The following is a 19,840-nucleotide window of genomic DNA, read 5'->3' on the forward strand; positions in this document are numbered from 1 at the left end:
CGTCTCAGGCCAGGTGAACGGTGGCCATCGCCTTGTGGCCGAGGATGCGCTTGCCCTTGTAGCGGGCGTCGATGGAGACCACCGCAGTCCGGGTCGCCTCGTCCTTCGACTTCACCGTGCCGTCGATGACGATCTCCGACTTGGACACCGGGTCGACCATGACGGGGCTGGTGAAGCGCACGGTGCAGTCCTTCAGGGCACCCGGGTCGCCGAGCCACTCGGACACGAAGCCGGTGCCGAGGCCCATGGTGAGCATGCCGTGGGCGACGACGGTGTCGAGCTCGAGCAGCGACGCGAAGTGGTCGCTCCAGTGCACGGGGTTGTTGTCGCCGACCACGCCCGCGTAGTTCACGAGATCGCCGCGCGAGAGCAGCACCGTCCTGGTGGGCAGTGCGTCGCCGACCGCCACGTCCTCGAAGCGCCGACGGGCATGGCCGGTGTGCGGGACGACGACGGGCGGGGCGTAGACCGTCTCGAGGTCGTCACCGCCGGGATTGACGTCGGCCACCTCGTCGGACGTGGACAGGGTGAACATGCCGTTCATGACCATGCCGCGCGCGACGTCCGCGATGCTGTCGTCGCCGTCGTCGGCGCGCCCGATGAGCAGTGTGGTGTACGTGATCTGCGCAAGCTCGTTGCGCTGGTTGGTGATGACGGTCTTGGTCACCATCATGTCGCGGCCGACGACTGTGCGGAAGGAGTCGAGCGAGACGTCGCACGTGAGCCGGTCGCCCGCCAGGATCGGCGCGAAGTACTCGGCATGCTGGTCTGTCTGCAGCATCCGGCTGAGGTCGTATCCGGTGGCGATGCGCTCGAGCAGCTTCTGCTGGGCGATGATGCCGACCAGCGAGAAGAACGTGGGCGGCGCCATCAGCGCCGGATAGCCGACCTCGAGTGCGCCCTCCTCGGTCCAGTGGACCGGATGGAAGTCGCGGACGGCTTTCGCGTACTCCCGCACCTTCTCGCGGCCGACCTCGTAGTAGTCGTCGGCGCGGTAGTGGTAGCCCACCATGTCCAGCGCATGCTGCGCCGGGTCGAACGTGGTGTCGCTCGCGACGGCGTCGGTGGCCAGGATCTCGGCAGTCATGACGGCAACCTATCCCCGGCGACGAGCGCTGTGCAGTGCCAACGGAGTTCTCCGGGCTGATCACAGAAAAGCGACTTCGAGATTGTTATACGCACCCAATGCTGATCGGCATGCGGAGAATCAGGCCCCGAGGCTCTTCCTCATCCTGGTGAACGATCGGGCGTTGTTCATCGCCAGGACGGCGACGACGTCGTCCGCTCGCTCGTACACGGCGACGAACGAGCCGGCCTCCGGGTCGCCCTCGACCACGCGCACCGAATCGGTCGACTGGCGACGGCCGGCGAACTGGATGCGAGAGCCGTACTGGTCCGACCAGAAATACGGAACACCGGACGGCGCGGGCTGCGCCCCCACGATCGACCGCGCCACTCGCCGAGCCTGGGTGACCGCGTGCGACCAGTGTTCGCTGCGATGGTGGTCCTGCAGCACCTCGTCGAACGCGCGAGCGCAGTCCCCGATCGCGTAGACGCCCGGAACGGTGGTGCGGCACTGCGCGTCGGTGACGAAACCGCCGTCGATGGCGAGGCCGGACGCTGCCGCCCACTCCGTGTTGGGGATCGATCCGATTCCGATCACCACGACGTCGGCGGGCAGTACCGTCCCGTCCCCGAGCAGGACGGAGGTGACGGCCCCGTCGCGGCCCTCGAGAGAGTCGACGGCGGCGCCGAGCAGGAGGGTCACGCCGTTCGCACGATGCAGATCGACGCAGACCTCCGCCATCGTCAGGCCGAGCGGGCCGGACAGGGGAGCGGTGGACGCCTCGACGATGGTGACGGAGATGCCGAGGCCGGCGGCCGTGGAGGCCACCTCGGCTCCGATGAATCCCGCGCCGATCACCACCATGGTGGTCGCCGTGGCCAGCGACGAGCGCAGTGCGGCGGCGTCGTCCAACGTGCGCAGCGTGTGAACGCCGCGGAGGTCGTCGGCGCCCAGCAGGGTCCGTGCGCGCGCGCCGGTCGCGATGACGACGACGTCGGCACTCACCTCCCGCCCGTCCGCGAGCTCCACGCTCCGCCCGGTCATGCCGACAGCCGGTGTCCCGAGCACCCAGTCGACGTCGAGCGCATCGGGTTCGGGAACGAGCCACGGGTCGGGAGCCGATCCCTGCAGGAAGGCCTTGGAGAGGGGCGGGCGATCGTACGGCAGGTGGGGCTCGTCGCCGACGACGGTGACGCGACCCGTGAACCCGTCCTCGCGGAGAGCGGTCGCGACGGTCGAGCCCGCGAGCGACGCCCCGACGACCAGGACGGAGTTCACCGTCTCGACGTCGGGCCTGTCAGGGGTCGTCACGAGCCGGGGAGGTCGAGCACGACCGCGCCGTCGACGACGTGCACCGCATATGTCCGAACGGGAGTCTTCGCCGGTGTGCCCGAGGGCGCGCCGGTCCGCAGATCGAAGCACGACTCGTGGAGCGGGCACTCGACCGCGCAGTTCTCCACCCATCCGTCGGCGAGCGAGGCGTCCTGGTGTGTGCACGTGTCGTCGATCGCGAAGAGGCCCTCCTCGGTGTGGAAGACGGAGATCGCGGTGTGACCCGGCGGGGTGACGGTGGCGACCTCGCCGACGGGGAGGGCCGATGCGGAGCAGACGGCGACGCGATGAACGGTGTCCGGCATGATGCCTCCCGCAAGTGTGACGGTGTTGCGTCGATCGCAACTGTGATCGATCTGCGCAACAGGATGCACCAGGACGATCCACCACGTCAATCGCTGCACCGGTGTGTCGAACCACAGCGTGCCGGGTTGACAGCCCGGCCCGGGGCGTCGAGTCTGTGTTGCGTAAACCACCCATCGTTGCGCTGATCGCAACAGGTCCCAGGGGGACGCTCGTGACACCTCGTATCGTCGTCATCGGCGCCGGCATCGTCGGGACCTCCCTGGCGGACGAACTGACCGCCCGTGGGTGGACTGACGTCACCGTGCTCGACCAGGGGCCGCTGTTCTCCACCGGCGGATCCACCTCGCACGCCCCCGGGCTGGTGTTCCAGACGAATCCCTCGCGCTCCATGGCCCACTTCGCGGCCTACACGGCCGACAAGTTCCGCGCACTCACGCACGACGACGGGCCGTGCTTCGACACGCTCGGCGGCCTCGAGATCGCGACGACCGAAGCTCGGTGGACGGATCTGCAACGCAAGGCCGGGTGGGCGCGCTCGTGGGGCATCGAGGGACGGCTCGTCGACGCCGCGGCCGCAGCGGCTCTGCACCCGCTCGTGGACCCCGACGTCGTGCTCGGCGCGTTCCACACTCCGAGCGACGGTCTCGCCCGGGCGGTGCGGGCCGCCGAGATGCAGGCGCGTGCGGCGCAGGCCCGCGGGGCGGTGTTCCGGGGGGACAGTCCGGTGACCGAGATCCTCCAGGCGAGTGGACGTGTGACGGGAGTGCGGACCCCGCACGGCGACGTGCCGGCGGACATCGTCGTGTCGGCCGCGGGCTTCTGGGGTGCCGAGCTCGGGCGCACGGTGGGACTCACGGTTCCCCTGGTCCCGATGGCGCACCAGTACGCCTACACCGGACAGATCGAGGCGCTGGTCGGCCGGAACACCGGTGCGACGGACGCGAGTCTGCCGATCCTTCGTCACCAGGACGGCGACCTCTACTACCGGGAGCACGGGGATCGTCTCGGTATCGGCTACTACGGCCACGACCCGATGCCCGCGGACATGGGCGCGCTGTCGTGGGACGCGGACGGTGACGCGTCGTCCGTGGCACCCCCACCGATGCCGTCGATGCTGCCGTTCACCGAGGACGATTTCGCGCCGGCCTGGCGTGAGTCCGCGAGAGTGCTTCCGGCGTTGCGGGAGTCGAAGGTCGAATCCGGATTCAACGGCATCTTCTCCTTCACTCCCGACGGTCACTCGATCGTCGGGGAGCACCGGGATCTGGCCGGCTTCTGGGTGGCGGAGGCGGTGTGGGTGACGCACTCCGCCGGTATCGCGCGCGCTCTCGCCCAGACCCTGATCGACGGCGCCTCGGAGATCGACCTCCACGAGTCCGATCTGTATCGCTTCGAATCGGTCGAGCGCAGTCCCGCCTTCATCGCCGCCACCAGCGCCCAGGCGTTCGTGGAGGTGTACGACATCGTGCACCCCCGCCAGCAGCGCACGGCGCTGCGAGGACTGCGGCGCAGCCCGTTCCACGCCGCGGAGGTCGCGCTGGACGCCCGCTTCGTCCAGGGCGGAGGCTGGGAGCGCCCCGCCTGGTACGAGAGCAACGCGGGCGAACTCGCGGCGCTCCTCGAGACCGGGTTCCACCTTCCGGTCCGCAACGAGTGGTCCGCGCGTCACTTCTCCGACATCGCCGTGGCCGAGGCCGCGGTGACGAGGAGCCGGGTCGCGATGTACGACATGACACCGCTCACCCGGTACGACGTGGAAGGACCCGGCGCAGCCCACTTCCTGCAGCACCTCACCACCAACGACGTGGACACCGCGATCGGCCGTGTCACCTACACGCTGATGCTCGACGAGAGAGGCGGGATCCGCAGCGACCTCACGGTCGCGCGACTCGGCGCCGATCACTATCGCGTCGGAGCGAACGGTCCACTCGACCTCGATGCGATGCTGCGCCGCGCCAGGACGGGAACGCCCGACGGTCCGGTGACGGTGCGGGACGTCACCGGAGCGACGTGTTGTGTCGGAGTGTGGGGTCCCCGTGCCCGCGCGATGGTGGCACCGCTGGCCGACGCGGATTTGGGACACAAGGCCTTCGGCTACTTCCGGGCCGTGCGGACGTACCTCGGTGCGATTCCCGTGATCATGATGCGGGTGTCGTACGTCGGCGAACTCGGGTGGGAGATCTACACCGACGCCGAGTACGGCGGCGCCCTGTGGGACCTGTTGTGGGAGGCCGGGTCCGACCACGGGGTGATCGCTGCCGGTCGGCTCGCGTTCGACAGCCTGCGACTCGAGAAGGGGTACCGCGCGTGGGGGCACGACATGACCTCCGAGGACACCCCGGCCGACGCGGGCGTCGAGTTCGCCGTCAAGGACGCCACGGACTTCGTCGGTCGGTCGGCCCTGGCCGCTCGGCCCGCGACGCGACGGCTGCGGACCCTCGTGTTCGACGACCCGGACGCCGTGGTGCTCGGGAAGGAGCCGGTCTCTCTCGACGGCACGGTCGTCGGGTACGTCACGAGCGCGGGATGGTCGGCGACCCTCGGGCGGTGCGTCGCGTACGCCTGGCTTCCGCTGGACACTCCACTCGGCACCGCGGTGTCGGTGACCTACTTCGCCGCCGCACTGGGTGCGACGGTGTCCGACGACGCGGTCGTCGATCCCGCCGGACAGCTGATCAGGAGATGAACCACGTGAGCTACGACGTCATCGTCATCGGACTCGGCGGCATGGGCAGCGCCGCCGCCTTCCATCTGGCCGACCGCGGACAGCGGGTGCTGGGACTCGAGAAGTTCACCCCCGCCCACGACAAGGGATCGAGCCACGGCGGATCGCGGATCATCCGGCAGTCCTACTTCGAGGACCCGGCCTACGTCCCGCTCCTCCTGCGGTCCTACGAACTGTGGGACGAACTGAGGAGCATGTCCGGGAAGGAGGTGCATCGGATCACCGGAGGACTGTTCCTCGGGCGCGAGAGCTCGGTGACGTTCTCGGGCTCGCTGCTGGCGTCACGGCAATGGTCGCTGCCGCACGAGATCCTGGACGCCGCGCAGGTGCGCGAGGCGTTCCCCACCTTCGATCCCGACCCCGACGAGGTGGCACTGTTCGAGGCCGCCGCGGGTTTCGCGAGGCCTGAACTCACCGTTCAGGCCCATCTGGACCTCGCCGAGAACCGCGGTGCGACATTGCAGTTCGGTGAGACGGTGCTCGGCTGGGAGGAGTCGGGGGACGGCGTCACCGTCACCACCGACAAGGGGACCCACACGGCGGGCCAGGTGGTGATCTGCCCCGGTGCCTGGGCGCCGCAGTTGCTCGAGCAGTTCGCGGTACCGATCGTCGTCGAGCGCCAGGTACTGCACTGGTTCGGCGCGAGCGCCGGTACCGCAGCGTACGAGAACAACCCGATCTTCATCCACGAGGCCGCGGACGGTATGCAGGACTACGGTTTCCCGGCGATCGACGGTCCCGACGGCGGCGTCAAGGTGGCCTTCTTCCGCAAGGGCATCGAGTGCACGCCGGACACCATCGACCGTACGGTGCACCCGCACGAGATCGAGGCGATGCAGACCCGAGTGCGGCAGACGGTGCCCGGCCTCGACGGGCCGAGCGTGCACTCCGCGACGTGCATGTACTCCAACACTCCGGACGAGCACTTCGTCATCGCGCGGCACCCCGACGCCACCAACGTCACCGTCGCGTGCGGGTTCTCCGGCCACGGTTTCAAGTTCGTGCCCGTCGTCGGTGAGATCCTGGCCGACCTCGCGACCACCGGGACGACCGCGCACCCCATCACCCTCTTCGATCCCCGCCGATTGGTGACCGTATGACAAGCGCCGCGCCCCGCACTCAGTCGTTGATCCCCACTCTCCCCGGATCCTGGTACACCAGCGCGGAGACGTTTCTGGCCGAGCAGGAGCACGTGTTCGAGACGATGTGGTTCTGCGCCGTCCGCAGTGCCGATCTCGCGGCACCCGGCGCCTTCCGCCGCGTCGACGTGGGCCGCGAGAGCGTGCTGGTGGTGCGCGGGCGTGACGGGGTCCTGCGCGCGTTCCTCAACGTGTGCCGCCACCGCGGCGCACAGATCTGCACGGAGGAGTCGGGCCAGGTCAAGCGTAATCTGCAGTGTCCGTACCACGCCTGGACGTACGGGCTGGACGGGAAGCTCGTGGCCGCTCCCAATCTGTCCGCGTTGTCGGACGGGTCCGGTGCCCCGCTCGACCGTACGGAGTGGGGTCTGATCCCCGTCGCGCTCCGGGAGTGGCTCGGCTACGCGTGGCTGTGCCTTGCGGACGAGCCGCCGTCCTTCGAGGACGAGGTGATCGGCGCGGTCACCGAGCGGCTCGGCGACCCGACGGCCATCGACCGGTACGACATGCAGTCTCTCGAACTCGGTCGCCGCGAGGTCTACGACGTGGCGGCCAACTGGAAGCTGATCGTCGAGAACTTCATGGAGTGCTATCACTGTGCCACGATCCACCCGGAGCTGACCGAGGTCCTCCCCGAGTTCGCGGACGGGCTCGCGGCCCAGTACTTCGTCGGCCACGGTGCGGAGTTCGGCGCGGAGATCGACGGATTCACCGTGGACGGGTCCGCGGGGTTCGGCGCCCTGCCGACGCTCTCGGAGGATCAGGACCGGCGGTACTACGCCATCACGATCAAGCCGACCGTCTTCGTCAACCTGGTTCCCGACCACGTGATCCTGCACCGCATGTACCCGGTGTCCGCGGACCGCACCGTCGTCGAGTGCGACTGGCTGTACACGCGGGATGTCGTCGAGTCCGGCCGCGACGTCAGCCGATCGGTCGAGTTGTTCCATCGCGTCAACGTGCAGGATTTCGACGCATGTGAGCGAACCCAACCGGCGATGAGCTCACGGGCATACCGTGACGGTGGCGTTCTGGTGCCGGCCGAGCATCACATCGGGCTCTTCCACGACTGGCTGGCGGAACGCCTGCAGGAGGACGGGCGCCTGCAGGGGTGACCGATCGGTGAAAGGGTGGGGCAGTGAATCAACAGACCGAGCACGACGTCGATCCGACACTGTTCGAGCGCGTTCTCCTCATCGGGGGTGAGTGGGTTCCTGCCACCTCGGGGGAGACCCGAGACTGCATCGACCCCGCGACCGGTCGAGTCCTGGTGTCGGTCGACGAGGCCTCGCCGGACGACGCCCGCGCCGCCGTCGCCGCGGCCCGTGCCACCTTCGATCGCGGCGACTGGCCCGCCACCCCGGTCGCGGAACGCTGTGCGGTGCTCGACCGCGTGGCGGATCTCCTGCAGCGCGACAAGGAGCGACTGTCGGTCATCGAGACCCTCGACACCGGGAAGACGTTGGCGGAGAGCCGCATCGACATCGACGACGTCACCTCGGTGTTCCGGTACTACGCTCAGCTCGCCGCCGTCTCGAGCGATCGTCTCGTCGACGTGGGTGATCCTGCGGTCATCTCGCGCGTGGTGCACGAGCCGATCGGTGTCTGCGTGATGATCGCGCCCTGGAACTACCCTCTGCTGCAGATCTCGTGGAAGATCGCGCCTGCGCTGGCTGCCGGCTGCACGATGGTGCTCAAGCCGAGCGAGGTCACCCCGCTGAGCACCATCGCGTTCACCCATCTGCTGGAGGAAGCGGGGGTGCCGGACGGTGTCGTCAATCTGGTGCAGGGCAGCGGCGCGACCATCGGGCCGGCGCTCACGGACAATCCGGACGTCGACTTCGTGTCGTTCACCGGTGGACTGGCGACCGGCAGCGCGATCCTCGCGAGTGCCGCGCCGCACGTGACCAAGGTGGCGGTGGAACTCGGGGGCAAGAATCCGCACATCGTGTTCGCGGACGCCGCCGACGAGGACACGTTCGACGCCTCCGTCGACCAGGTGCTCACCGGCGTCTTCCTGCACTCCGGCCAGGTGTGTTCGGCCGGAACACGTCTCATCGTCGAGGACTCGGTGGCGGATCGGTTCGTCGACGAGATCGTGCGCCGCGCCGAAGCCATCCGGATGGGACCGGGAACGGACCCGTCCAGCGAGACGGGGCCACTGGTCTCCACGACTCAACGCGACAAGATGGAGGCGTTCGTCGAGACCGCCCTCGCGGAGGGTGCAGTTCTGCGCACGGGCGGCCGCGCACCGTCCGATCCGGCTCTGGCGGACGGAAGTTACTTCCTGCCCACGGTGTTCGACCACTGCTCTCGTGAGATGGACATCGTGCAGCTCGAGACGTTCGGGCCCATACTGACCGTCGAACGGTTCACCACCGAGGAAGAGGCACTGCGACTGGGCAACGACACGGACTACGGTCTCGCGGCCGGTGTGCGCACCACCGATCCCGAACGCGGCGAACGCATGGTGCGCGGGCTGCGACACGGAACCGTGTGGCTCAACGACTTCGGGTACTACACGGCCGCGGCCGAGTGGGGCGGTTTCAAGAAGTCGGGCAACGGGCGCGAACTCGGGCCCGCGGGACTCCACGAGTACCAGGAGACCAAGCACATCTGGAACAACACCGCAGCACCTCGGGCGGACTGGTTCGGCACCGGCGGGTAGGCCGGAGGCCGGCCGGGGTCGGACGAGCTAGTTTCTTCCATTCTCACGTGAGCGAGGCGACATGGTGTCTTCCACTTCCGACGTCGAGGACGGCGGTCTCGGCGATTTCGGATACAAGGAATCTCTCGACCGCAGTCTGGGCAAGTTCGCGAGTTTCGCGGCCGGCGTCAGCTACATCTCGATCCTGACCGGCACGTTCCAGCTGTTCTACTTCGGATTCGGGTCCGCGGGCCCGGCTTATCTGTGGTCCTGGCCCATCGTCTTCGTCGGGCAGATGGCCGTGGCGCTGTGTTTCATGGAACTCGCGGCCAAGTATCCGGTGGCGGGCTCGGTCTACAACTGGGCGAAGCTGCTCGGCAGCCGCATCGTCGGATGGTCGTCGGGGTGGCTCATGCTCACCGCGTCGATCGTCACGTTGTCGGCGGTGGTGCTCGCCCTGCAGGTGAACCTGCCTCGGTTGTGGTCCGGCTTCCAGCTCATCGGGGACGGCACGGGGGAGTACGACTACGCCACCAATGCCGTCGTTCTCGGCACCATCATGATCGCGTTCACGACTCTGGTGAACGCCGCGGGCATCCGGTTGATGGCGCGGATCAACAGTGCCGGCGTCTTCATCGAACTCGTCGCGGCCGTGCTCATCGCCGTGATCCTGGCGTTCAACATTCAGCGCGGCCCGGAGATCTTCTTCTCCACCAACGGGTACGGAACCGAGGAGAGTGCCGGGTACCTGGGCGCGTTCCTCGTGGCGTCGCTGGCGTCGGGCTACGTGATGTACGGCTTCGACACGGCGAGCTCGCTCGGTGAGGAGACCGTCGAACCGCGGCGTACCGCCCCCAAGGCGATCCTGCGGGCCATCCTCGCGTCGTTCGTCATCGGCGGCGCCATCCTCGTGTTCGCCGTCATGGCGGCGCCGGATCTGAACGATCCCGAGCTGGGCACGCCGCAGGGTGGACTGCAGTCCATCGTCACCTCGGTGCTGTCCGGACCCCTGGGAACGGTGTTCCTGATCTGCATCCTGGTGGCCGTCACGGTGTGCTCGCTCGCGGTGCACACGGCGGCGATCCGCCTCACCTTCGCGATGGCGCGCGACAACGCGCTGCCGTTCGGCGAGCGGCTGGCCACCGTGCATCCGAAGTACCAGACGCCCGTGGTGCCCGCCGTCGTGATCGGTCTGCTCTCGATCCTGATCCTGGTGATCAACGTGGGGCAGCCCAAGATCTTCACGGTGCTCACGTCGATCGCGATCATCATGATCTACCTGGCGTATCTGATGGTCACGGGACCGCTCTTGAAGAAGCGACTGAAGGGCGAGTGGCCGCCGAAGGACCTGAAGGAGGGTGGCTACTTCACGATGGGTCGCTGGGGTCTGCCCGTCAACATCTTTGCGGTCGTGTGGGGCGCCGGTATGGCGCTGAATCTGGCGTGGCCGCGCGAAGCCGTCTACGGGACACCCTGGTACAACACCTGGGGTGCGTTCGTCTACATCGGTGTCATCCTCGGGCTCGGATATCTGTGGTACTTCACCGTCGGTCGCGGACACATCGGTACGTTGACGTCACACGCAGCGACCACCACAGCGGGTACGGCGGAAGGCGAGAAGGTATGACGGACGCGATCTTCGACTACGTCATCGCGGGCGGTGGAACAGCGGGATGTGTTCTCGCCGCACGCCTCAGCGAGGATCCCACCGTGACCGTGTGTCTGGTCGAGGCGGGACCCACGGACGTCGGGAACGACGACATCCTGGTGCTCGACCGGTGGATGCATCTGCTCGACTCCGGCTACGACTGGGACTATCCCGTCGAGCCGCAGGAACGCGGCAACAGCTTCATGCGCCACGCGCGGGCGAAGGTGTTGGGCGGCTGCTCGTCTCACAACTCGTGCATCGCGTTCCATCCACCGGCCGGGATCCTGGACGACTGGGAGGTCATGGGCGCCACGGGCTGGAACGCCGAGTCGATCCTCCCGTACGTATCGCGCGTCACCGGACCGGTGACGCTGCGGGACGTTCCGCCACTCGATCCGTGTGGTGCCGCCGTCCTCGAGTCCGCGGCCGGCGTGGGACTGCCGACCGTGCAGTTCAATCGCGGTGAGACGGTGCTCAACGGGGCCGGCTGGTTCCAGATCAACTCGTCCGACGACGGGTTGCGCATGTCCACCTCGCACGCGTACCTGCATCCGATCATGGCGACGCGCCCCAATCTCGAGGTCCGCACGGGTTGCTGGGTCAGCGAGATCGTCATCGACGACTCGCTCACGGCCACCGGAGTGCGGTATAAGCGTCCTGATCTGACGGGGCACGACGTCGTCTCCGCACGCCGTGAGGTCATCGTCACCGCGGGTGCGATCGACACTCCGAAACTGTTGATGCTGTCGGGAATCGGGCCCTCGGTGCACCTGCGCGAGATGGGGATTCCGGTGCGTGTCGACTCGGCGGGCGTCGGCGCGAACCTCGACGACCACGTCGAGGGCCTGGTGTTCTGGGAGGCGTCGAAGCCGATGGTCACCACGTCGTCGCAGTGGTGGGAGATCGGCCTGTTCGCCACGACCGAGGACGATCTGACGTATCCGGACGTGATGATGCACTACGGCAGCGTGCCGTTCGACATGAACACCCTGCGCTGGGGCTACCCCACCACGGACAACGGCTTCTGCCTGACTCCCAATGTGACACAGGGCCGTTCACGCGGAACCGTCCGACTGCGCTCACGCGATTTCCGTGATCGCGCCAAGGTCGATCCGCGGTACTTCACCGACAGCGAGGGGCACGACGACCGCGTGATGCTCGCGGGTCTCAAGCTCGCTCGACGCATCGCCGACCAGCCGCAGCTGAAGGACTGGATCGCCCGCGAGTTGGCGCCGGGGCCGGACGCCGTCACCGACGACGATCTGCTCGACTACGTGCATCGCACTCACAACACCGTGTATCATCCGGCCGGCACCGCGAAGATGGGTGCCGCGTCGGATCCGATGGCGGTGCTCGATCCCGAATTGCGCGTCAAGGGCGTGCACAATCTGCGGGTGGTCGATGCGTCGGCGATGCCGAAGCTGCCGGCGGTGAACCCGAACATCACGGTGATGACGATGGCGGAACGGTGTGCCGACCTCGTCACCGGCTGACACGCTCGCAGAATTCCTCGCCGGTCACTCGCCGTTCGACTCGCTGACCAGAAGCGATCTCGCCGATCTGGCGGCGACGGCGTCCACCGCCGAGTACGCGGCGGGCGACGTCGTGGTCGGACCGGGTGTCGACGACATCGACGCGGTGTGGGTGGTGTGGTCCGGCAGCGTCGACCTGCTGCACCCCGACGACGTCGACGGCGCCGCGCCGCTCGACACGATCGAGCCGGGTGGGCTGTTCGGCTTCTCGGCCATGCTCGTCGGTCTGCGCACGACCTTCACGGCGACGGCGGCGCGGCCGTCGGTCGTCGTGCGCCTGCCGGGTCCGTCCGTGCGACCGGTGTTCGCGAGCCCCGCGGGCGTGACGTACCTGGCTCGCACGATCGCGCAGTCCTTCGGCGGCCGGTCCATCGCCTCACCGAGTCCCGACGGCGCCGGTCTGTCGGCGGCGCCCGGCGGCACCGCGGCCGCCCTCGTGCGTCGTGCGGCGGCGACCGTGGACGCCGACACCTCGATCCGCGACGCGGTCTGCCTGATGACGGAGCGCGGGTCGTCGTGCGTGGTGATCCCGACGACGCGGGGCCGGTACGGCATCTTCACCGATCGAGACCTGCGGACGCGGGTGGTCGCCGCCGGTGTGCCGGTGGACACACGGATCGGATCCGTCATGACAGTGCCCGCGGCCGTGGTGGACGCGGACCGGACGACCACCGGCGTCCTGCTCGAGATGCTCGAGCTCGGCGTGCAACACATGCCGGTCGTCGATGTCCGGGGCGGTCTGGTCGGTGTCCTCGAGAGCGCCGATCTGCTGGCCAACTCGACCACCCGCAGCTTCTCGTTGCGTCGGCACGTCGAGGCAGCCGTGTCCACCGACGCGTTGATCGAGGTGAGTGCGGGTCTGCGTCCGCTGATCGTCGACCTGTGGCGCACCGGGACCACCGCGGGGGCCGCGTCCGGGATCCTGTCCGTGGTGGTGGACGCCCTCGTCCGTCGTGCCGTGGAGCTGGCGATCGCGGCATCGCCGACCCCGCTGCGCGGCCGAGATCTCGCGTGGTTGTCGCTGGGAAGCGTCGGACGACGGGAGGCGATGCCGTCGTCCGACGTCGACAGCGCGTTGTCGTGGAGCGACGGTCTCGCCGGCCGAGAGGAGGCGCTCCGCGACCTCGCTCGCGCCGTGCACCGCACGCTCGACGCCTGCGGACTGCCCGCCGACACCAACAACGCGATCGCGTCCAGCCCCCGCTTCGCCCGATCGGCCTCCGCGTGGCGCGCGGCCGCGAGCGGCTGGCTCGACGACCCCCTGGGCGATCGCGGCATCGTCATGTCCTCGCTCCTGGTCGACGGCCGGGTGGTGTGGGGCGATCCCGATCTCCACTCGGTTCCGGACGCGTACCGCGAGATGGCCGTCGAGCATCCCGAGGCGCTGCGGCTCCAGCTCCGCGATGCGCTGGCCACCCGAGCACGGGTGCGGTCGGTGCGGGACGTGCTCGCGCGGCGCGGTACGACGGTGGATCTCAAGTCGCACGCGGTGTCGCCGATCGTGAACCTGGCGCGGTGGGGCGGTATGAGTGTCGGCGTCGCCTGCGCGTCGACACCCGCCCGGCTGACCGCGGCGGCGGGCAACGGATTGCTGTCGGAACCGGACTCACGCGTGCTCGTCGACGTGTTCGAGCGGCTGCAGCACCTGCGTTTCGGCCATCAGGTGAACTGCCTGAGCGACGGGCGCACCCCGACGGACGTCGTGGCCCTCGGTGAGCTGACACCCCTCGAGCGCAGCATGGTGATGGACGCGATCCGGGAGATCGCGTCGGTCCAGCGCAGGGTGGGCCACGTGGCGTCCACCGTCGGTGTCCCCGTGCCCCGCGCGGTGCGCGACCGCTGACACCGGGTGCCGGATAGAATCGGACACCATCATGGCTTCTTCCGAGATCTCCGTGTCCGACACGTCCGGCACCGACGACGGCGACGACGCGGGGAGAGCGGTGACGCGCGGTACCGCGGTGCAGTCGGTCGACCGCGCTCTCGAGGTCCTCGAGATCGTCGCTCGACTCGGGACGGCCGGTGTCACGGCCATCGCCGACGAACTCGGGGTGCACAAGTCCACCGTCTCGCGGCTGCTGGGGGTGTTGGACGCCCGCGGCTTCGTGGAGCAGGTGGGTGAACGGGGCAAGTACCGGCTGGGGTTCACCATCGTCCGCCTCGCCGGGTCCGCGACGGCCGAACGCGACCTCGCGAAGGCAGCGCAGGGCATCTGCGACATGTTGGCCGAGAAGGTGGGGGAGACCACCAACCTCGCGGTGCTCGACGAGGACCGCGCCGTGAACATCGTCAAGGCTCGGTCCGAGTCCGAGGTCGCGCTGCGTACGTGGGTGGGCCAGGGCAGCCCGGTCCACGCCACGTCGAGCGGGAAGATCCTCCTCAGCGGACTGTCGCGGGACGAGGTACGTCGGCGCCTCCCGTCCCGGTTGGACTCCTTCACGGAGACCACGGTGACCTCGTCGACCGCGCTGGAGCAGGAGCTCGAGGCGGTGCGCTCGCGGGGCTGGGCCTCAGTGCGTGAGGAACTCGAGATCGGTCTGAACGCGGTGTCCGCGCCCGTGCGTGACCACACCGGGGACGTCGTGGCTGCGCTCAGCGTCTCGGGTCCGGCCTACCGGCTCGAACCGGACGACTTCGCGTCCGTCGCGGCGGACGCGATGAGTGCGGCCCTCGAGATCAGCCGCAAGCTGGGATACGGCGGCGACTGACACCGTGACTTCTCACAGTCTCGGCGGTGAGTGTTCCGAAGGGAAACATACTTCAGGTATGGTTACGGAGTCCTTGACCTGATCGCCGATAGTTTCCTCGGCAGTTGGCGGTGTTGCGGTATGACCGGTCTCCACCCGCGCGGCGTGCTCGACGCACCGCCGTCGTCGGCGCTCCAGAGCGGTGTCGTCGCCGCGATCGACGCGGTGGCGCGGCGGAACCCGTCGAGTCTCGCGCTGGTCTCATCCGCCGACTCGATCACCTACGGCGAGCTCGCCGTGGCCGCCAGAAACCGCGGAGCCGCGCTGCGCCGTGCCCACTCCCGCGACCGCGTCCCGCTCGCCGTACTCGCCGACGGCTCGGTCGACGCGGTCACCTCCGTCCTGGCCGTCCTCGCCTCCGGGCATCCCCTGTTCGCCGTCGACGCCGAACTTCCCGACGTGCTCCGCGCGCACGCCTGCGCGGCCGTCGGTGCCGTACCGGCCGCGTCGGTGACGTTCGATGCTCGTCGCGACGCCGTCGTGGATCACGAGGGTGTCTGGTGGGAGTCGCCCGCCTGGGATCAGGGTCTCACCGAAGCCGGCCGGCCCACCGCACTCGACGCCTGGCGGCCCGCCCTCGTCGCGCTCGGTCCGGGCACGACCGGACGCGTCACCGTCACGCACGAGGAGTTGGCCGCGTCGGTGTCCGATCTCGCCGTCCGTGCGGGTCTCGCGCCGGGCACTCTCTTCGACCTGTCCCACCCGTCGGCCTCGGTCGCGGGTCTCGTCGGACTTCTGGCCGGTCTGGTCACCGGCTGCACCGTCAGCGCGCCCGGACGGGGATTTCCCGCGGCGGTGTGACGCCCGGGCCTCCGGTGCGATGCACGTCCGCGTCCGTCGGGGCACACTGTGGCGGTGACCGACGCCGCAGATCAGCCTGCACACCCGACCGTCGAGCACTCTCGGCTCGCCGAATCGCCCGGAGCACAGAGCGCCTGGCGTACCTGGGGCCCGTATCTCGCGGGCCGTCAGTGGGGCACCGTGCGCGAGGACTACTCCGAGGACGGCAACGCCTGGGAGTCCTTCCCCTTCGACCACGCCCGCTCGCGCGCCTACCGATGGGGCGAGGACGGCCTCGGGGGCATCTGCGACCGCTTCGGCTTCCTCAATTTCTCGGTGGCCCTGTGGAACCGGCGCGATCCGATCCTCAAGGAGCGGCTGTTCGGACTCACCAACGGTGAGGGCAATCATGGCGAGGACGCCAAGGAGTACTGGTGGGCGCTCGACGGAACGCCCACCCACAGCTGGATGACCTGGCTCTACCGCTACCCGCAGGCCGAGTACCCCTACGAGGGGCTGCGTGAGGCGAGCCGCGCGCGCACACGCATGGACCGCGAGTTCGAACTGGCCGACACCGGGGTGCTGGACGAGAACCGGTTCTTCGACGTGGTCGTCACCTACGCCAAGGCGTCGCCGGACGACGTGTGCATCGTCGTCGACGTCACCAATCACGGGCCCGAGGCCGCATCGGTCGACGTGGTGCCGCATCTGTGGTTGCGCAACACGTGGTCCTGGGGGCGCGACGATCGCACCGCCTCCATCGTCGACGTCACGGCGGACGCGCTTCCCGGTGACATGGCCGTGGTGCGTGCGGAGCACGGTTTTCTCGGCCGGTACCACCTCGCCGCTCAGGGTGATGCGCGAGTGCTGTTCTGCGACAACGAGACCAATGCGGTGGAGCTGTTCGGCGCCGCGGAGAACCTCTCGGCCTGGACGAAGGACGGCATCGGGCGGCGCATCGTCGAGGGCGACGAGTCGGCCGTCAATCCGGACGGCACGGGGACGAAGAGTGCGTTCTGGTACTCGCTCGACGACGTGGCGCCCGGCGAGACCCGCAGCATCCGTCTCCGGTTGAGCACCGCGGTGCCGGACTCGTTCACGTTCGGCCCCGGCTTCGACGCGGTCCTCGCCGACCGACGGTACGAGGCGGACCAGTTCTACGACCACGTCATCGGCCCGGATCTGTCCGCGGCCGACCGCCACGTCGCACGGCGCGCCTACGCCGGCCTGCTGTGGTGCAAACAGCTCTACCGCTACGACGTACGCGAGTGGGCGCAGGGTGATCCGGTGGGAGCGTCGGCGCCGCAGTCGCGACTCGACGCGACCGCCCGCAACCATGCCTGGTCGCACTTCTCGCTCGCGGACGTCGTCTCCATGCCGGACGAGTGGGAGTACCCGTGGTTCGCCGCATGGGATCTCGCCTTCCACACCATCCCGCTGGCGCACGTCGACCCGGACTTCGCCAAGGAACAGCTCGTGCTCATGTGTCGCGAGTGGGCGATGCACCCCAACGGTCAACTGCCCGCGTACGAGTGGGAGTTCGGAGACGTCAACCCGCCGGTCCACGCGTGGGCGGTGTGGCAGGTCTACCGCATCGACGGACACCGCGACCGTGAGTTCCTGGTCCGGGTGTTCACCAAGCTGTTGTTGAACTTCTCGTGGTGGGTCAACCGCAAGGACGCGGGCGGCTCCAACATCTTCGAGGGCGGCTTCCTCGGGATGGACAACATCGGGATGTTCAACCGCTCGGAGCCACTGCCTCCCGGTTTCCGACTCGAGCAGTCCGACGCGACCAGTTGGATGGCGTTCTACTGCCAGCAGATGTTCAAGATCGCGATCGAACTGGCACGCCACGACTCCGCCTGGGACGACGTCGCGACGAAGTTCTTCGCGCATTTCCTGTCCATCGCGGAGGCCGTGGGATCCTTCGGGTCGGCGCAGATGTCGCTGTGGCACGAGGAGGACGGATTCTTCTACGACGTCCTCGCCCCACCGCACGGTGACGCGGTGCCGCTGCGGGTGCGCTCGATGGTGGGCCTCCTGCCGATCCTGGGGGCCACCGAGATCCCGTCATGGGTGCCGAAGGAGTGTCCGGACCTGACGTCTCGCTTGCGGTGGTTGCAGCACCGGAGACCGGATCTGGTGTCCCCGATGATGTCGCGCAACGACAACGGGACCTGGCGCATGCTCCTCGCCCTCGTGGATCCCGATCGGCTGCGGCGCATCCTCGAGCGCATGTTCGACAGCGACGAGTTCCTGTCGTCCTTCGGTATCCGGTCGCTGTCCGCGTCCTACCGCGACGGCGTCACGATGGAGGTCGAGGGCCGATCACTGTCCATCGAGTACGAGCCGGGGGAGTCCCGCACGTCGATGTTCGGCGGGAACTCGAACTGGCGCGGCCCGGTGTGGTTCCCCGTCAACGTGCTGCTCGCCGACAAGCTCCGCGCCTACGGTCGCTACTTCGGCGACACGTTCACCATCGAGATCCCTACCGGATCCGGCGTGCAGCACACCCTGGTCGAGGCCGCCGAGATCATCGAGAACGGCCTCGCGGACCTGTTCCGCGTGCGCGGATCCGGTCGGCCGTCGGACGGCGATCGCATCGAGTCCTCGGACGATCCGCTGTGGTCGGAGCATCCGACCTTCAGCGAGTACTTCGACGGGGACACCGGAGAGGGGCTCGGCGCCAGCCATCAGACCGGCTGGACCGCGCTGGTCGCGCATCTTCTCAATCCCAGAGTGCCGCAACCGCCGACGCCGCCGGGTTAACGTGGCGGCATGAAGATTCGCGGAGCTGTCCTGGAAGAGATCGGCCGTTCGCGGCCGTTCGCGGAGTCGCGTCCCCTGACGGTGTCCGAGCTCGAGCTCGATCCTCCCGGCGAGGGGGAGATCCTCGTACGCATCGAGGCGGCGGGGTTGTGCCACTCCGATCTGTCGGTGGTCGACGGCAACCGCGTGCGCCCCGTCCCGATGCTGCTGGGGCACGAGGCCGCGGGCATCGTCGAGGGCGTCGGCCCGGGGGTCGATCTCGCGCTCGGCACGCGCGTGGTGATGACCTTCCTGCCTCGATGCGGTGAGTGCTCGGGGTGCCGGTCGAACGGGCGCACACCGTGCATCCCCGGCAGCGCGGCCAACAACGCCGGCACTCTGCTCGGCGGAGACGTGCGGCTGCGCCGCGACGGCGTCGAGATCAAGCACCATCTCGGGGTGTCCGGTTTCGCGACGCACACGGTGGTGGACCGCCGGTCGGTGGTGCCCGTGGGCGACGACGTCCCGCCGGCCGTCGCCGCGGTGCTCGGGTGCGCGGTGCTCACCGGCGGCGGCGCACTGCTGAACGCCGCGTCCCCCACCGAGGGCGACACCATCATGGTGGTGGGGCTCGGCGGAGTGGGCATGGCCGCGGTGCTCACCGCGGCCTCGCTCGGACTGGGCGACGTCATCGGGGTCGATTCGATGCCGGAGAAGCTGGAGACGGCCCGCGAGTTGGGCGCCACGTCCGTGTACACCCCGCAGGAACTGGCCGAGTCCGGCGTGCGTGCCCAGATCGTCGTGGAGGCCGCCGGCAACGCGCGCGCCTTCGAGACCGCTCTCGCTGCCACTGCTCCGGGCGGCACCACCGTGACAGTGGGCCTGCCGTCGCCGGACGCCCGAGCGTCGATCTCGCCCCTCACGCTCGTGGCCGAGGCGCGGACCATCGTCGGGAGCTACCTCGGGTCCGCCGTTCCCGAACGGGACATTCCGACGTACGAGCAGATGTGGCGCGAGGGCCGCTTCCCGGTGGAGAAACTGGTGTCCTCACGCATCACGCTCGACGGGATCAACCGGGCGATGGACGAACTTGCGGACGGCAAGGCGATTCGTCAGGTCATCGAGTTCGACCACTAGGCTGTCCCCGACGGTTCCAGGTGAGGGGTGAAC

General features: G+C 68.7%; 14 protein-coding genes. 11 read left to right on the forward strand and 3 right to left on the reverse strand.

Going from position 1 to position 19,840, the window contains the following annotated elements:
- Positions 1-4: 4 nt before the first annotated feature.
- From QE449_RS10470 to QE449_RS10480, 3 genes are all read right to left on the reverse strand, one after another.
- Positions 5-1,087, reverse strand: coding sequence for a fused (3R)-hydroxyacyl-ACP dehydratase subunits HadA/HadB (locus tag QE449_RS10470; RefSeq protein ID WP_056444959.1), 1,083 nt, complete (start codon positions 1,085-1,087; stop codon positions 5-7).
- Between the two features lie 120 nt (positions 1,088-1,207).
- Positions 1,208-2,377, reverse strand: coding sequence for an NAD(P)/FAD-dependent oxidoreductase (locus QE449_RS10475; RefSeq protein ID WP_285185085.1), 1,170 nt, complete (start codon positions 2,375-2,377; stop codon positions 1,208-1,210).
- On the reverse strand, positions 2,374-2,703 hold the full coding sequence (locus QE449_RS10480) for a bifunctional 3-phenylpropionate/cinnamic acid dioxygenase ferredoxin subunit (protein WP_027505091.1): 330 nt from the start codon (positions 2,701-2,703) through the stop codon (positions 2,374-2,376). The genes QE449_RS10475 and QE449_RS10480 overlap by 4 nt, the downstream gene beginning before the upstream one ends.
- Positions 2,704-2,915: 212 nt before the next feature.
- Between QE449_RS10480 and QE449_RS10485 the strand changes: the two genes are divergently transcribed.
- The 11 genes from QE449_RS10485 to QE449_RS10535 all read left to right on the forward strand — a co-directional run bounded on the left by QE449_RS10485 (position 2,916) and on the right by QE449_RS10535 (position 19,807).
- Positions 2,916-5,390, forward strand: coding sequence for an FAD-dependent oxidoreductase (locus QE449_RS10485; RefSeq protein ID WP_307108775.1), 2,475 nt, complete (start codon positions 2,916-2,918; stop codon positions 5,388-5,390).
- The gene (gene solA, locus QE449_RS10490; RefSeq protein ID WP_222645324.1) at positions 5,387-6,529 is read left to right on the forward strand and encodes an N-methyl-L-tryptophan oxidase; all 1,143 of its coding nucleotides are present in this window, start codon (positions 5,387-5,389) and stop codon (positions 6,527-6,529) included. Before QE449_RS10485 ends, solA begins: the two co-directional genes overlap by 4 nt.
- The gene (locus QE449_RS10495; RefSeq protein WP_307108776.1) at positions 6,526-7,683 is read left to right on the forward strand and encodes an aromatic ring-hydroxylating dioxygenase subunit alpha; all 1,158 of its coding nucleotides are present in this window, start codon (positions 6,526-6,528) and stop codon (positions 7,681-7,683) included. The genes solA and QE449_RS10495 overlap by 4 nt, the downstream gene beginning before the upstream one ends.
- A gap of 59 nt (positions 7,684-7,742) precedes the next feature.
- Positions 7,743-9,236: an aldehyde dehydrogenase family protein gene (locus QE449_RS10500; protein ID WP_373428388.1), complete on the forward strand. Its 1,494-nt coding sequence runs from the start codon at positions 7,743-7,745 to the stop codon at positions 9,234-9,236.
- A gap of 61 nt (positions 9,237-9,297) precedes the next feature.
- Entirely contained in the window at positions 9,298-10,842 is a 1,545-nt protein-coding gene (locus tag QE449_RS10505; RefSeq protein WP_027505096.1) for an APC family permease, read from the forward strand.
- Positions 10,839-12,356 (forward strand): GMC family oxidoreductase, encoded by a 1,518-nt coding sequence (locus tag QE449_RS10510; protein WP_307108777.1) that lies wholly within the window; start codon positions 10,839-10,841, stop codon positions 12,354-12,356. Before QE449_RS10505 ends, QE449_RS10510 begins: the two co-directional genes overlap by 4 nt.
- Entirely contained in the window at positions 12,334-14,238 is a 1,905-nt protein-coding gene (locus QE449_RS10515) for a DUF294 nucleotidyltransferase-like domain-containing protein (protein WP_307108778.1), read from the forward strand. The genes QE449_RS10510 and QE449_RS10515 overlap by 23 nt, the downstream gene beginning before the upstream one ends.
- A 31-nt stretch (positions 14,239-14,269) precedes the next feature.
- A complete protein-coding gene (locus QE449_RS10520) occupies positions 14,270-15,103 on the forward strand; it encodes an IclR family transcriptional regulator (RefSeq protein WP_037185313.1) in 834 nt (277 codons plus the stop codon).
- A gap of 120 nt (positions 15,104-15,223) precedes the next feature.
- A complete protein-coding gene (locus QE449_RS10525; protein WP_307108779.1) occupies positions 15,224-15,943 on the forward strand; it encodes an AMP-binding protein in 720 nt (239 codons plus the stop codon).
- Between the two features lie 54 nt (positions 15,944-15,997).
- Complete coding sequence (locus QE449_RS10530) at positions 15,998-18,691, forward strand: hypothetical protein (protein ID WP_056445300.1); 2,694 nt, start codon at positions 15,998-16,000, stop codon at positions 18,689-18,691.
- A 9-nt stretch (positions 18,692-18,700) separates the two neighbouring features.
- Positions 18,701-19,807 (forward strand): zinc-binding dehydrogenase, encoded by a 1,107-nt coding sequence (locus QE449_RS10535; RefSeq protein ID WP_056444936.1) that lies wholly within the window; start codon positions 18,701-18,703, stop codon positions 19,805-19,807.
- Positions 19,808-19,840: the final 33 nt, after the last annotated feature.

Source organism: Rhodococcus sp. SORGH_AS_0303 (genome assembly GCF_030819335.1).
In the GTDB taxonomy this organism is placed as follows: Bacteria; Actinomycetota; Actinomycetes; order Mycobacteriales; family Mycobacteriaceae; genus Rhodococcoides.

What these genes read in the sequence shown, in the direction of transcription:
- QE449_RS10470 (WP_056444959.1), bottom strand. Translation starts at nt 1,087, where the DNA reads ATGACTGCCGAGATCCTGGCCACCGACGCCGTCGCGAGCGACACCACG.
- QE449_RS10480 (WP_027505091.1), bottom strand. Translation starts at nt 2,703, where the DNA reads ATGCCGGACACCGTTCATCGCGTCGCCGTCTGCTCCGCATCGGCCCTC.
- solA (WP_222645324.1), top strand. Translation starts at nt 5,387, where the DNA reads ATGAACCACGTGAGCTACGACGTCATCGTCATCGGACTCGGCGGCATG.
- QE449_RS10495 (WP_307108776.1), top strand. Translation starts at nt 6,526, where the DNA reads ATGACAAGCGCCGCGCCCCGCACTCAGTCGTTGATCCCCACTCTCCCC.
- QE449_RS10505 (WP_027505096.1), top strand. Translation starts at nt 9,298, where the DNA reads ATGGTGTCTTCCACTTCCGACGTCGAGGACGGCGGTCTCGGCGATTTC.
- QE449_RS10510 (WP_307108777.1), top strand. Translation starts at nt 10,839, where the DNA reads ATGACGGACGCGATCTTCGACTACGTCATCGCGGGCGGTGGAACAGCG.
- QE449_RS10520 (WP_037185313.1), top strand. Translation starts at nt 14,270, where the DNA reads ATGGCTTCTTCCGAGATCTCCGTGTCCGACACGTCCGGCACCGACGAC.
- QE449_RS10525 (WP_307108779.1), top strand. Translation starts at nt 15,224, where the DNA reads ATGACCGGTCTCCACCCGCGCGGCGTGCTCGACGCACCGCCGTCGTCG.
- QE449_RS10535 (WP_056444936.1), top strand. Translation starts at nt 18,701, where the DNA reads ATGAAGATTCGCGGAGCTGTCCTGGAAGAGATCGGCCGTTCGCGGCCG.